At 41.6% G+C, this 14,194-nt stretch carries 12 protein-coding genes and 1 pseudogene; 7 read left to right on the plus strand and 6 right to left on the minus strand.

Annotated elements, in window-relative coordinates:
- Positions 1-188 precede the first annotated feature (188 nt).
- From IJ00_RS27850 to IJ00_RS18860, 4 genes are all read right to left on the minus strand, one after another.
- A complete protein-coding gene (locus IJ00_RS27850) occupies positions 189-305 on the minus strand; it encodes a photosystem II reaction center protein I (protein ID WP_082127357.1) in 117 nt (38 codons plus the stop codon).
- A 272-nt stretch (positions 306-577) separates the two neighbouring features.
- Positions 578-1,297, minus strand: coding sequence for a DapH/DapD/GlmU-related protein (locus IJ00_RS30070; RefSeq protein ID WP_046814862.1), 720 nt, complete (start codon positions 1,295-1,297; stop codon positions 578-580).
- A gap of 292 nt (positions 1,298-1,589) precedes the next feature.
- The gene (locus tag IJ00_RS18855; protein WP_035155494.1) at positions 1,590-2,318 is read right to left on the minus strand and encodes an HAD family hydrolase; all 729 of its coding nucleotides are present in this window, start codon (positions 2,316-2,318) and stop codon (positions 1,590-1,592) included.
- Positions 2,319-2,436: 118 nt separating this feature from the next.
- A complete protein-coding gene (locus IJ00_RS18860) occupies positions 2,437-3,477 on the minus strand; it encodes a 30S ribosomal protein S1 (protein WP_035155497.1) in 1,041 nt (346 codons plus the stop codon).
- A gap of 458 nt (positions 3,478-3,935) precedes the next feature.
- On the opposite strand from IJ00_RS18860, the pseudogene IJ00_RS18865 reads away from it, so the two are divergent.
- The 5 genes and pseudogenes from IJ00_RS18865 to trpE all read left to right on the plus strand — a co-directional run.
- Positions 3,936-4,337: pseudogene (locus IJ00_RS18865) on the plus strand (hypothetical protein); the annotation flags it as partial.
- 245 nt (positions 4,338-4,582) lie between these two features.
- Positions 4,583-4,768, plus strand: a complete 186-nt coding sequence (locus IJ00_RS18870; protein ID WP_371259614.1) for a hypothetical protein — start codon at positions 4,583-4,585, stop codon at positions 4,766-4,768.
- Positions 4,769-5,022: 254 nt separating this feature from the next.
- Entirely contained in the window at positions 5,023-7,020 is a 1,998-nt protein-coding gene (locus tag IJ00_RS18875; RefSeq protein ID WP_035155501.1) for a DICT sensory domain-containing protein, read from the plus strand.
- A gap of 152 nt (positions 7,021-7,172) precedes the next feature.
- On the plus strand, positions 7,173-7,598 hold the full coding sequence (locus tag IJ00_RS18880; protein WP_035155503.1) for a photosystem I reaction center subunit II PsaD: 426 nt from the start codon (positions 7,173-7,175) through the stop codon (positions 7,596-7,598).
- A gap of 126 nt (positions 7,599-7,724) precedes the next feature.
- Complete coding sequence (gene trpE, locus IJ00_RS18885) at positions 7,725-9,257, plus strand: anthranilate synthase component I (RefSeq protein WP_035155505.1); 1,533 nt, start codon at positions 7,725-7,727, stop codon at positions 9,255-9,257.
- Positions 9,258-9,415: 158 nt separating this feature from the next.
- On the opposite strand, the gene IJ00_RS18890 is transcribed toward trpE, so the two are convergent.
- Positions 9,416-10,066, minus strand: coding sequence for a hypothetical protein (locus IJ00_RS18890; protein WP_168163507.1), 651 nt, complete (start codon positions 10,064-10,066; stop codon positions 9,416-9,418).
- Between the two features lie 235 nt (positions 10,067-10,301).
- On the opposite strand from IJ00_RS18890, the gene IJ00_RS18895 reads away from it, so the two are divergent.
- A complete protein-coding gene (locus IJ00_RS18895; RefSeq protein ID WP_144416059.1) occupies positions 10,302-11,474 on the plus strand; it encodes a hypothetical protein in 1,173 nt (390 codons plus the stop codon).
- Between the two features lie 47 nt (positions 11,475-11,521).
- On the plus strand, positions 11,522-12,748 hold the full coding sequence (locus IJ00_RS18900; RefSeq protein WP_035155514.1) for a hypothetical protein: 1,227 nt from the start codon (positions 11,522-11,524) through the stop codon (positions 12,746-12,748).
- A 52-nt stretch (positions 12,749-12,800) separates the two neighbouring features.
- On the opposite strand, the gene IJ00_RS18905 is transcribed toward IJ00_RS18900, so the two are convergent.
- Positions 12,801-14,066 (minus strand): aspartate aminotransferase family protein, encoded by a 1,266-nt coding sequence (locus tag IJ00_RS18905; RefSeq protein ID WP_035155517.1) that lies wholly within the window; start codon positions 14,064-14,066, stop codon positions 12,801-12,803.
- Positions 14,067-14,194 lie beyond the last annotated feature (128 nt).

Genomic DNA, 14,194 nt, shown 5'->3' on the forward strand with positions numbered 1-14,194 from the left:
TTTCCACTCTTCAACCTGAAAACACAGACTGCTGTGGATTTTGAGGTTATCAGAGACGGAAGTCTTACCCAAAGATACACTCTGTGGAGAGAAAAAAATGCCTGGAGGACACTTTTAATTCTCTCTCTTTACCTTGTTTCTTTGGTGTTGCAAACTGTCCGTCTACTTTTGGATCATGTGTCGTGATATTACTCGAAATCCCGACGACCAGGGTTACGAGCTGGATCGTTAGACAAAAATCCGAAGATGAACAGCAAAAGGAAGAAAGCAACAACAATATATACAGCGATTTTTAAAGTCAGCATCGAGTAATCTCCTTCGGGTATAACTAGCTGTCTGCAACGCAGAAAAAGATAGCTTCTATATATTACACCGATGAGGAGATACCGAGGATGGGACAAGGGTGCTGTTTGTGCAGGGTGACACTTGATTTTATGTGGTAAGTGCTGAGTGCTGATTCATCCTCTGACAAAGGAGATTTTTCCTGTGATGAGAGAACTTTCAAGCTGAAGACCTAAAGTGTTTTTAGTCTTTCACCCTCTCCCTGATAGGAATCGAAGGTAGATAATATATTCACTTATGACGTATATCCACACAGGATGTTTCCTGCTGGTTGTTGGGTAAATTCTTCCGAACGATTTTTAATTACCCGTGCGGGAATCCCCACAGCTACGGAAAAAGCAGGAATATCGGTTGTCACCACCGCACCAGCACCAATAACGCTACTTTTACCAATAGTCACACCATTCATCACTTTGACACTATGCCCTAACCAACAGTCGTCTCCAATGGTAATTCCTGAACTCGAAATTGGGGAGTGAGAAATTTCCCATTCAGAATCACCAGACATGGGACGATGGGCACAAATTTGAGAATGGGCTGCTATGAGACAGTTTTTACCAATGGTGACGTTTTGAGAGCCACGAATGGAAGTATAGGGTCCAATGTAGGTATCAGTATCAATAGAGACGCTACCTTGGTGGGAAGCATGGATATAGACACCGTGTTCTAGGGTTACGCGATCGCCAATACGCACTCGACTGTTGCGATCGCCCTCTGCATTCACACATACACCATACAAAATATCTACAGCATCGCCAATTTCAATCCCATGCCAACCACTAAACTCTACACCATGCTGAATATATACTTTCTTGCCTAACCGTGCCAAAATATATCGATAAAATAAATTGCGTAGGTTTCCCCCGATGACTTTTGTCGGGATACCTGCCAAAAAGCCCATCCAAAAGTTTTTGTGCTGATACTGTTTCCCAGAAAAAAAAGATTTGCTACCCATTACCCGATAACCTAATATCTGCTCGATGTTAAAATAGGGACTGAACAAAGTAAAAAAAGTCAGTAAATACAAGTTGCAGATAATTTTATATCTCAAAGAATTGTCGCAATCATAAATTTTTCATAAACCGTCAGTCGGAACCCTAGTTTCCATTTAGTTACAGTATTCTGTCTCTTCAACCGAAAAACCCTTAATTGCGTAGTGATAACTACTAAAAAATATTTTTTTGTATCTAACTAAGATACTATTTTTCGAGAAATAGTCAGCTTAATCATAAATTCATCAAAAAATATTAATACACTTCGATCTCGTCCCAAGAACGAATTACCACATCCGCACCAGCGACATTATTAACTTGATTTACCCAAGTAATACCAACACATCCTGCTGCTTTCCCATTTCTTGCCATTTCCATATCCCCCACAGAATCACCTATCACCAAAGTTGCACCCGGTTCTACACCTAATTGGGCGCAAGCTTGGAGAAATAACAGGGGATTAGGTTTACTAATATTACCGTCAACTCCCATAGCTAATTGCAAGTAATCACCTAGCTGATGGTTCGAGATAAATGTTTTGACTTCCTCAGTAGTTGCCGCAGACAAAATACCTAACTTCAAACCACCTTGGGAGAGTGTTTGTAATATTTCCCGACTCCCAGGAAATAGAGGTGCAGGAAACTGAAAAACGTATTTTTCCGCATCATCTAACGCTTGACAGGCGATTTTTAAACATTCAAACCAACCTTTACCCGTTTCTGCAATATAAGCAGCTGTGGCAATTTCTGTTTCCCGACGACTAGCAACAGACATCATACCTGCCGCATCGAGGCGATTACCATTTACCCCATACGCCATTAATAATGGTTCACCGGTACCAGGGAACTGAGCATCAATAATTCTGGCAGCTTTCTGAGCTAAGTTTCTTAACTGCTCTTCGGAGTCCTCCAAGGTACCATTTTTATCAAACAAAATGGCTTGGATATTAGGAAATACTTGATTATGGCATTTAATATTCAACACAGAACATCCTCCATGATGCGTCAACTTATACCAATAAAAACCACAACTGATTCTAAGCAATAAAAAAAGAGGGTTTTCCCTCTTTCCCAGATTCTCAGATAAATTCACAGTTATTTATTTATTCTTCTTCAGTCGCTGCGGGAATTTCTTCTTCAGCTACTGCGGGAATATCTTCAGCTACGACAGTCTCTTCAGTTGCTGGGGGAATATCTTCAGCTACGACAGCCTCTTCAATTTCCATAACAGGAATACCTTGCTGTTTCGCCAGTAATTGTTCACGATACTTGGCAGCCATTTCCTCTGCTTTATCGTATACTAAATCACGGTTCTTAATCATGTCACCTGGTTCTGGTTCCAACTGCTTAGTAGACAGAGAAATCCGACCACGTTCAGCATCCAAGTCAATGATCATCACTTTCACTTCATCATTGACATTGAAAACACTGTGAGGTGTATCAATATGCTCATGAGAAATTTCGGAGATGTGCAACAAACCACTGACACCACCGATGTCAATAAACGCACCATAGGGCTTGATACCACGCACTGTACCAATCACTACTTCGCCAACTTCCAAACGATTCATCTTACGCTCAACCAGCGCTCGACGATGGGAAAGTACTAGACGGTTACGTTCTTCATCTACTTCCAAAAACTTCAGGGGAAGCTCTTCTCCCACCAATTCTTCCTTGGGTTTACGGGTGCTAATATGGGAACCAGGGATAAATCCTCTGAGTCCTTCAATTCTCACCAACGCACCACCTCGGTTAGTTGCAAATACACCGGAACGGACAGTCGCATCCTCTGCTTGCAGTTGACGCACTCGCTCCCATGCCCGCATATACTCAATACGGCGAATGGAAAGAGTTAACTGTCCATCTTCATTCTCATCAGTGAGGATGAAAAACTCTCTGGTTTCGTTTGATTGTAAAACTTCCTCCGGGCTATCCACCCGGTTGATAGACATTTCCTGTATGGGTATGTAAGCGGCTGTTTTCGCACCTATGTCAATCAGAGCGCCCCGTGGCTCTATACTGAAAACTGTACCGGGTACTATATCACCAGGGCTAAAGTGATAGTCGTATTTGTCTAGTAAAGCAGCGAAGTCTTCGTGAGTAAACCCAATTTCAGCAGTAGCAGTTGATTTCTGATTGACCATGCTAATTGTTTCCTGGTTGTTAATCTCCGTATTTTTTTTGCCTTGTAATGATGTACATATAAGGGCATAAATGCAGGTGGTTCACACCTACACCGTTTTTCATCCTAGCGCAGAGAAGCCGATAATAACACACATCAACTTCCAGATTGTAGATTATATCAAAATTCGCGGGGTTGGAAATAGAAACTGGTATGAGAGCATAAAGCTATCGAGAGCAGTGTTTTATCGGCTAATTCTCGATTTTTCAGGCAGATGGTCAAATATCCTCTCTCCAGTAAATCCATTGGGAGGATTATCGATGAATCCTGTGTCTAGCAAAACAATATCATAGAGATATGCCCGCGAAACGTCTCTATCGGGTGGGAACGTCTCTACAAATATTAAATATAATTTTCCGTTATTTTATAGGTGGGATTGGGATTAATAAAAAGGAAACTTTAAAAATTGGTACTTCACCAATGCAATATCCTTTAGAACTCACTTTCAAATTTTGGGCTTTAGCACCGCAAATTTCCGTGCTTGATGCTCAACAGAATTTGGTATTTTACGTCAAACAGAAACTTTTTAAGCTCAAAGAAGCGATTACAGTCTTTGCGGATGGGGAGCAGCAACGTCCTCTCTACTATATTAAAGCTGATCGGATTATCGATTTTTCCGCTCGTTATGACTTTACAGATGCGGATGGCAATTATTTAGGAGCTGTTAAACGTCGGGGGATGAAATCTTTCTGGCGCGCTCGTTATGATATCTTTGATGGCGACAGTAGCAAAATCCACATACAAGAGAAAAACCCTTGGATTAAAGTCCTGGATGCTCTATTTGCGGAAATTCCCGTTGTGGGTATGTTTACAGGTTATGTGCATTCGTGACAGGTTAAGACAAAATTCGTTTTGTCAATAGTAGTTACGCTAGAAGTTGAAACTATAGTTAGGTATCAAATTTCGTCTTCTACGGAATTTGTCGGGTAAGAATGAGTGATGTTTTTTAAGATGACGCGATCGCTATGCCAAAAAATTGCGTTTTCTACCCTATTTTTAGCAATATTTTAAGCATTATTACTCATTGACAAATTGTTGATAACTTTAACCTGTCACGAATGGGTTATGTGTTTAATCCTGTTTACCTTGTTTGCCGGGAAGATGGCACGGTAGTTATGCGGTTGGAAAAAATTCCTTCGTTTCTTTCCCGCAAGTTTACTATTAAACCCATTGACAAAGTTGATGGGCGAGAGGAGCAACAGATAATTTTGAGCTTAATGATGATGCTGTTGTTGGAGAAGAATCGAGGTTAGTACAGAGCATCAGATGGGTTTGTGAAAGCTGGGGGGCGATCGCTCTCTGGCTTTTTGTCATTTTAGTCGTTGGACAAAAACTCATCACTGATATGATGTGAATGGCTGTTGTGTGCAATGCCACTGCTTGCAACATAACTGTTTAGCATTCTTTACATATTGCAACCGTTTCCTTGCCTTGAGAGTCCGTTGTAATCTGTACAATGCAGTTGTGACATGAATATTGTCCCTATAGGGCTTGCTTAACGACATTCATGAGCATTTCAACTTCTGTCCTGAGTGAACTGCTACAGGCACTACCCAATCTGCGACCGCAGCTATATTTCAAGGCTTCTCTGACAGCCCTCTCCCATGCAATGGAAGACCAAGTTTTGGCGGCAAATTTGGAGAAACCCTTGGTCATAGCTAGTTTTCAAAGAGAGCGTTTTTACCGCCAAGAAGCGCATCGCTATCAACGACTAGCACAGCGTAGCAATCAAATATACGTTTTGTCCGCACCAGAGACGGATTTTGTCAATAGTTCGGAATACTATGAAAAAATCGCCTTTGAAACAGACGACGCTTTGAGTCAAGAATGGCATTTAGTCGTAATTGCCCAAAATTATGCTACCTGCTTAGTTTGCCGTGAAAGTCAGGGTTCTCTGGCAAAAAATCGGCGTTTGCGAGAATTAAGTCCGGCTTTGGATACGGATACGGCAAGGCGATTTGAAGGTATTTGGACGGCAGAGAGGAATGTCAGTCTGCAAGCTGCGGCATTGTTGTTGACTCGGATTTTGATTTATCGACCAGAATTAGCCGAGAAAGTGGAATTGGCACGGCAAAGGTTTGGTATTGGGGGAGACCAAAGTTTAGAAATGGGGGAACAGGCAGGAGCCTATGCTTGTGATATTGATACCGACCCCTTTGTGCAACGTTTGGTGACATATTTACAGGCAAGTCAGTACAAATTACATAAAGCCTACCGTTCCATATCCGCCCAGGCGAGAAAAGAACGGTTAGTCAATTCAATTAGTACGGCAATTCGGCGATCGCTCAATACCCAGGACATTCTGCAAGTGGCAGTTCAAGAATTAGGGCAACATTTAGGAGCTTGTCGTTGCCTAATTTATCGTGCCCAAGCAGCAGATATTCAAGCCACCATCGAACACGAGTTTTTAAACTTAGGTGTTTCCTCACTTCTCGGACAAACCTGGGATTTAGGGCATAACCCTTTATTCGAGGAGGTAGTCTTACAATTTGAAGGAGTTTGTGTTGCTGATACCTTGAATGATTCTCGTGTGAGCAAATCCAAAGGACTTTGTAAACTTATACAAAAGTATGGGATTCGTTCTTGGTTAATGGAACCAATCCTGTTTCAAGGTAGATTACTCGGAATTCTGGAATTACATTACTGTGGTGACACACCCCACGAATGGCAGATAGGAGAATTAGATGTTGCCAAGGCGATCGCCACCCAAGTTGGTGCTGCCCTAATTCAAGCTGAAGCCTATGCCAACCTAGAAGAACTCAACCAACAACTAGAAGCCCTAGACCGCACCCGCAGTAACCTCATAGCCATCACTGGACACGAGCTACGTACACCCCTATCTACCATCCAAGTTTGCCTAGAAAGCCTAGCTAGTGAGCCAGATATGCCCTTGGAATTGCAACAAGTCATGCTCAGTACTGCCCTAGCAGACTCTGAAAGAATGCGGAAGTTGGTGCAAGATTTCCTCACCCTCTCAAATTTGGAAAGTGGCAGGGTGGAATGGCATATTGAATCTCTGGCACTGCAAGAATGTATCGATTTAGCCCTGAGTCGCATTCGCACCCGTAGCAACCTCGATGAAGTACCTAAAATAGCCGTGGATATTGCCTCTACTCTCCCCCTAGTTAAGGCAGATGGGGACTGGCTAGTAGAAGTGATTGCCAAACTCCTAGATAATGCTTGTAAATTTACCCCTGCCCAAGGAACAATCTCCATTCAGGCAGAAATTTACGATCAACAGATGGTAGAGGTGACAGTTACCGACACCGGACGTGGCATTGAACCCAATCGCCTGGAAATCGTTTTTGACCGTTTTTACCAAGAAGAAGGGGCTTTGCGCCGCACTACCGGAGGTACGGGACTTGGTTTAGCCATCTGCCGCCAAATCGTCAATAGTTGGGGAGGAGAAATCTGGGCAGAATCCACAGGCAAAAATCAAGGCAGTATCTTCCACTTCACCTTACCTATGATTGAAGGCAGTCAGGAAAAGGTGGGAAAGGGCTAAGGGGAAGGAAAGGAGTCAAGATGTTTTTCTATTCACTGTTAACTGTCAAACCCATTTACCCATCACCCCAGACTGTTACAGTTCCTTACACAATCGCCATATCTGATGGCTAGCGGTGTTACGATGCCGTAAAAACCTTGGGAGAACACCTTATGACTACACTTTCTGGACAAACTCCATCCTTTGCTGGTAGCACTGGCGGTTTGCTGAAAAAAGCTGAGGAAGAGGAAAAGTACGCAATTACTTGGACTAGCCCCAAAGAGCAAGTTTTTGAACTGCCAACTGGCGGTGCTGCTGTCATGAAGTCAGGGGAGAACTTGCTATATATCGCTCGTAAAGAGTACGGTATCGCCTTGGGCGCTCAATTCCGGAAAATGAAAATAACAGACTATAAAATTTACCGGATTCTTCCCGGTGGTGCTACCACCATGATTCACCCTGCTGATGGTGTCTTCCCAGAAAAAGTTAACGCAGGTCGCGCACAAGTACGTTACGTAGACCGTAGCATCGGCAAAAATCCCAGCCCCTCTAAAGTGAAATTTAGTGGTGTTGCTACCTACGATGCGCCCAACCCATAGTTAATCAGGATTAGAGACTAGATTGAAGGATGAAGTGTGAAGTCTGAAGTATAAAATGGTTAAGTTTGCCTTTAGCCTTCATACTTCTTTCTTGGTCTGGTCTTTAATCCTCTAATCAAAGTAATTATGATTTCCCCCGACTTTTCACAATTTTCGGAACTAGCAAAAAGTGGTAACTTTGTACCTGTGTATCAGGAATGGGTAGCTGATTTAGATACGCCCGTTTCGGCTTGGTATAAGGTTTGTGCTGGAGAACCCTATAGCTTTTTGTTGGAATCAGTGGAAGGTGGGGAAAAAATTGGGCGTTATAGTTTATTGGGTTGTAATCCCCTATGGGTGCTGGAAGCGAGGGGGGATGGGTCTAACGGGACATACCGGACTATTCAGACTCACCGTGATGGTTCCCAGTTAATTTTTACAGGCGACCCTTTTACAGCCTTGGGTGACTGTTTGGCTCCCTATAAACCAGTCAAGTTACCCCAACTACCACCGGGAATTGGTGGATTGTTCGGCTTTTGGGGCTATGAGTTGATTCAGTGGATTGAGCCAAGTGTCTCGATTCATCCTCAGGATGAGCGGAATCTGCCTGATGGTTTATGGATGCAGGTTGACCATTTATTGGTATTTGACCAAGTAAAGCGGAAAATTTGGGCGATCGCCTACGCTGATTTACGTGACCCCCAAGTGGATTTACAATTGGCATACCAAAAAGCTTGCGATCGCGTCTGGCAGATGGTAGAAAAACTCTCTGTACCGATTTCACCGGAAAATACGATTCTCAGTTGGAAATCTCCGGGAAGTCGAACCGCAACGACAACAGAGGGTTATGAAAGTAATTTTACCCAGGAAGAATTTTGTCAGAGCGTCAGCAAAGCCAAAGAATATATTAAAGCTGGTGATATCTTTCAGGTAGTTATCTCTCAGCGTCTGTCTACAGAATATCAAGGTGACCCCTTTGCTCTCTATCGCTCCCTGCGACAAATCAATCCTTCCCCCTACATGGCTTATTTTCACTTCCAGGACTGGCAAATCATCGGTTCGAGTCCGGAGGTGATGGTGAAGGCAGAATCTGACCCAGAGGGGGGAATAATTGCCACAGTGCGCCCCATTGCAGGGACTCGTCCTCGGGGGAAAACACCTCAGGAAGATGCCGCATTTGCCGCAGATTTGCTCCAAGACCCCAAGGAAATCGCCGAACACGTCATGTTAGTAGATTTGGGACGTAATGATTTAGGTCGGGTCTGTGATAGTGGTAGTGTACGGGTGGATGAGTTAATGGTGATTGAGCGCTATTCCCATGTGATGCATATTGTCAGTAATGTTGTGGGTAAATTAGCACCCGTGAAAACTGCCTGGGATTTATTGAAAGCTTGTTTTCCTGCGGGGACGGTGAGTGGAGCGCCGAAAATCCGCGCTATGCAAATTATCCATGAATTAGAACCGAGTCGCCGAGGAGTCTATTCTGGTGTCTATGGATACTATGATTTTGAAGGACAATTAAATACAGCGATCGCCATTCGTACTATGGTTGTACGTAATGGTCAAGTGAGTGTGCAAGCAGGAGCAGGGTTAGTTGCGGATTCCGTACCAGAAAGTGAGTATCAGGAGACTTTAAATAAAGCCAGAGGTTTATTAGAAGCTATTCGCTGTTTACGTTGAGGGGGAATTAAAATAATTCGTAATTCGTAATTCGTAATTCGTAATTCGTAATTACGTTTTGTGACGAGGATTTAAACGCCGACACAAAACTGGTAAAATTGTCAGAATATTGCTTGTGCATAACCTAATCAATTAAATTCATTACAGTCTGAAATAGGTTAATTTAATTTCAGCATATTTAAACGCTTTTCTAACTGTTGAATTTGCTCATTTATCGAGACAATTTTGACATCATGGGCAGCATATTGATTTTGTAATTGACGACGTTTGCTTTGTAATTCTGATATTTTACCTTTCAAAGATTTTGCCACTGCGCGATTGATGGTAATTCGAGAATTTCTAGGTTGAATTTGGCTAAAACGTTTTTGCAGATTTTGAATATCTTCATTTAAAACTTGTATACGAGGGTCAGTCTCAACATACATAGTACCCTGGATGATTCGCTTGACTTCTAATTCGGCTATTTTGGCTGTAATTGATTGCGCGATCGCTGCCTTAATTATCTTCTCACTACCTGGTTGTTCCTGAGATGCTAATTTTTTTAGCTCTTGCAGTCTTTTGTCCGCAGTTTTGACTTGCGATGAGTTTAAGGTATATCGGGAAGTCAATAAAATTCGTTCAACTTCTAAATTCGCAATTTCCTGAATTAGTACCCTATTCCTTTCCTGCTTCCTAGTGGAACTTGTTGATACTAAAGGAGCATCTTTCTTTTCTATGGAACCCGTAGATGCTGTTTCTACACCAAAACTACTCCATCCAGAAATAGCAATTGCAGCAATTGTGAAATAACTAAATACTGTGTGGCTCATATTTGATAAGTAAATAGTTGGAATATTAAAATTTAGACAGATAACTTTGTGTTTGAGTTCCCGAAAAATATCCCAATTGAGCTTTTTACTCGTATCCAGTATCGGATAAGTCAATTGAATTTCATGTAAAACATCTGATTTATCCCAATTCCTGTTTCCAAAATCGTAACTATGCTCCTATCTGAGAAATGGGAATGCTACAAAGACAATATACCAATAATTAATAATTCCTGGAATGCCAAAAAATACAATATTTACCCTACTAGGTATGGGGTTTGCCATTACATTCACATCCATAATATCAACAAGTACCAGTAGCTCTGCAAAAAATTCTTTTCCCTATGAAGGGATATTGCGGGAAAATATGGCTCAATTATTAGGTGTTATAGAGCCAGATATAAAATTAACTAAATTAGAAAAAACTACTATAGAGAAATGTTTACCAACACCTGGAAGAAATCAGACTTGTCAACCAGTTAAACTTCCTGGATATCGAGTCACAATGAGTGGAAAAGGAGAAAATTGGATTTATTATGTTACAGATAATGGTGAAGTAACTCAGGATAACCGCGCTAGTTTAAATCTGACAATTCGTCGAACCCTAGCGAAGGAATTAGGAATACAACCTCATCAATTAAAAATTATCGCTGCACAGCGCATTCATAGAAGTATCCCTTGTCCTTCTCAACAAACTAATTGCCAAATTAAACCTACAGTCGAATGGCGTATTTTAGTAGCAGGTAGAGAACAACCATTTCAAGTAAAACTTAATGGTAAATTATCTGATTTTCCTAATATATCCCATATTCCGATTTCTTCAAAATCATCAAAAATACCGAATGTACTTGTACAAAAGGTTTTACAAGATATTGTTTATAGGGATGCTTCTATTAACAAAAAAATAAAAATTAATAGTATCAAAGCGACTACTTGGAATTGGTGTCAGGGGAAAGGACCAGGACCAACTCGACCAGATATGGGAGCTTGTTTAAATATTGATAATCCTGGTTGGCAAATAGTTTTAGCGAGTGGAAATAATCGTTATTTTTATTATATTCCTGAAAATGCTACAGCTAATCCATCTACATACATAGCAGCACCAGATGGAATGCAAAGTTTTCCTGAGTTAGCAACGGAGACAGTAAAAAAAGATGCCATACAAAGGGGCAATATTGGAACCTTAATGTTTGTTGAACCTAGATTTTTTGATGGTTGTTGGAATCTGAATCAGAGCAAAATAGAGTGTGGTAACTCAATTATTAGTGGTTGGGAAGCGACTTTTTCTCAGCCTCCAAAATCCTCCAATCCTCCAAATTTTCAAAGTGTACCAACAATTGTTTATCGTGTTGATTTAACGGGTAAGATAAGTAAATTTGTTTCCTATTCTAGCTGGCTACCCAAACCTTAATAAACTATATTCATTTAAACTCAATTAAAAATACAAGCAATTAACTTATGGATAAAATATATTTTTTAGGAATGGCGATCGCCACTTTTGCTAGTGGTACAATTTTTGGTAATTTTTTGGTAGAACATCCTGCGATTGCTAGTAAAAATCAATTATTCCCAGTAACTAGCAAATCCACCAAACCTACCCATAAATTACTTTCAGAAAAAATTATCCAGCAAATTTATCGCAAGAGCATTTCCGACTATGCTGGTCATGTTAAACGCATCGTGAACGCTGAAAGGGTTGCCTACCCCTTTTATTGTGAGGAATTACGTGCAGGTAAAACCCAACCTTTAACTTGTGACCCTCCTAATATTAAAGATACCTGGAAAATTACCGTTGATACTTATTTTGAACGTCTTGTTTACTATGTTCGAGATGATAGGGGGATTAAGCTAGGTTGGAGAGAGTATCTCGGTAAAGCAAATCCCATTCCTGCTGATGTTCAAAAAATGGTCTTTGCAGATGCTGAAAAAAATTGGGGTTTAAGAAAAAATACCGCAAAAATTGTCAGTGTTCGAGAAACATTGCAACCATCAGGAGTAGATTGGACTGCATTACCCATTGAACCGAGATTTGATGGACAAACTTCTTCTAACCGTTTGTGGGAAATCATTATCACAGATAATCAAGTTCAATTTATTTATTTTGTTAAAAAAGATAATCCTATAAAAATGCAACTTTGGTCGCGTTTAAATTACGCTCATTTAGGAAAAATACCTGTTGAAAAAGCACTACTATTAATATCCAGAGGTTCGCAGAATTTAGGGTTAGAAAGTGGGCAATTATTAATTACTAAAGTCGAAAAAATGCAGTTTGATGGTTGTTTAGGTTTAGCTGCACCTTGGCAAGCTTGTACTACTGCCTCTTTGCCGGGATATCGTATTATCGTGAGAGGTCAAAATAATATCCAAGCAGTGTATCGTATGAATAATCGAGGAGATTTAATTATCATGGAAGGGACTAAAACTCTCCCTCCTCGTAATGATACTTTACCGAATCTTGTCGCCACAAAAATTCTCCAAGATGCCAGCAAACGTTGGCAAACATCAACTATTAACCTGCGGATAAATTCTGTAAAACCCTCTCAAAATTGTATCTCTGCTAATCCCCAAGCTGCTGCTAAGTGCAATATCAAAGTATACGTCACCAATGGTCAGAAACAATTAGCTTATCACCTGGATCGTCAATCACGAAATATCACCAAAGTTGAGCCTGTGTCGGCAAAGTAGGCAAATATAAGATGGTGTCCCCCGGACAAAGACGGGGGATAAAATTATACAACTATACCAAGCTCGCCATTGCTTGAGCCACAGCTTGCAGTGCTTGATTCACCTCCGCTTCTGTGACAATTAGGGGTGGGACAAAGCGCACAACTTTTGGTCCTGCGGGTACAAGTAAAACACCTTGATTGATGGCTGCATTGACGATATCGCTAGCAGTCAGAGGAATGTCTGCATTTAATTCCATCCCATTGATTAAACCCCAACCCCGCACATCGGTAATTTGTTGGGGATATTGAGAGGCGATCGCCCGCAAACCAGCACGTAATTGCTCACCTCTAGCTTGCACATTCTCCAAAATCCGCTCCTTTTCCAGAAATTCGCAGACTGTCAGAGCGATCGCGCAGACGAAAGGATTGCCACCAAAGGTACTAGCATGATCTCCTGGTTGAAAAACATCACAGAATTTCTTGGACATCAGCGCACCAATGGGAACACCACCACCTAAACCTTTAGCACTGGTGAAAATATCTGGTTCTACACCCAGGTACTCATAACCCCACAATTTACCACTGCGTCCCATTCCCACTTGCACTTCATCAAAGATGAGTAGTACACCTGTTTCATCACAGATTTTTCGCAATTTTTGGAAATATTCAATATCTCCAGGACGCACTCCCCCTTCCCCCTGTAAGGGTTCTAGCATAACGGCAGCAACACGGTAATCACCTTCATCTAATTCGCTAATTGCCGTTTCGATAGCGGAAATATCGTTATAGGGAACGTAGTAAAATCCGGGAACTAGGGGGTCAAAATTCTTTTGATATTTGGGTTGACCGGTAGCTGTAATTGTTGCCAGAGTTCGTCCATGGAAACTAGCATGGGCAGTGAGAATGATTGGATGCTCGATATCCAAAACAGTGTGAGCATATTTGCGCGCTAATTTAATTGCTCCTTCATTAGCTTCTGCTCCAGAGTTGCAGAAAAACACGCGATCGGCACAGGAATGTTCCACAATCCACTTGGCTAAGGCTCCCTGCTCTGGGATGTAGTACAAATTAGAGACATGGTGTAATTTTTGCATTTGCCGTGTAACGGCTTCTACCATGGCAGGATGGGCGTGCCCTAGTGTGCAGGTAGCAATACCAGCAACGAAATCTAAATATTCCCGTCCTTGGGTGTCCCAAACCCGACAACCTGCCCCCCGTTCTAGAGCGATGGGGAACCGTCCATAGGTAGACATCACCGCTTGGTTGAAGCTATCAGAATCAAAGGGAGTTGACTCCGCAGCTGTCGGGTGTTGTGGAACAAGAGTTTCTGGACTCACAGCTTCACTCCTGAAAATCTTTTATTTTAGAATCATTTACTAGCTTGATACCAATCATTAAGAAAATCTTATTTTTTACTAAGATTTTACCAACTCACACTTTGGTAATTTTAGATTCTCGGCTCTAG

Source organism: Calothrix sp. 336/3 (genome assembly GCF_000734895.2).
Classification (GTDB): Bacteria; Cyanobacteriota; Cyanobacteriia; order Cyanobacteriales; family Nostocaceae; genus 336-3.

Excerpts from the sequence above, each read along its gene's own strand:
- IJ00_RS18880 (WP_035155503.1), top strand. The coding sequence starts at position 7,173 with ATGACTACACTTTCTGGACAAACTCCATCCTTTGCTGGTAGCACTGGC.
- IJ00_RS18875 (WP_035155501.1), top strand. The coding sequence starts at position 5,023 with ATGAGCATTTCAACTTCTGTCCTGAGTGAACTGCTACAGGCACTACCC.
- IJ00_RS18895 (WP_144416059.1), top strand. The coding sequence starts at position 10,302 with ATGCCAAAAAATACAATATTTACCCTACTAGGTATGGGGTTTGCCATT.
- IJ00_RS27850 (WP_082127357.1), bottom strand. The coding sequence starts at position 305 with ATGCTGACTTTAAAAATCGCTGTATATATTGTTGTTGCTTTCTTCCTT.
- IJ00_RS18860 (WP_035155497.1), bottom strand. The coding sequence starts at position 3,477 with ATGGTCAATCAGAAATCAACTGCTACTGCTGAAATTGGGTTTACTCAC.
- trpE (WP_035155505.1), top strand. The coding sequence starts at position 7,725 with ATGATTTCCCCCGACTTTTCACAATTTTCGGAACTAGCAAAAAGTGGT.
- IJ00_RS18900 (WP_035155514.1), top strand. The coding sequence starts at position 11,522 with ATGGATAAAATATATTTTTTAGGAATGGCGATCGCCACTTTTGCTAGT.
- IJ00_RS30070 (WP_046814862.1), bottom strand. The coding sequence starts at position 1,297 with ATGGGTAGCAAATCTTTTTTTTCTGGGAAACAGTATCAGCACAAAAAC.
- IJ00_RS18890 (WP_168163507.1), bottom strand. The coding sequence starts at position 10,066 with ATGAGCCACACAGTATTTAGTTATTTCACAATTGCTGCAATTGCTATT.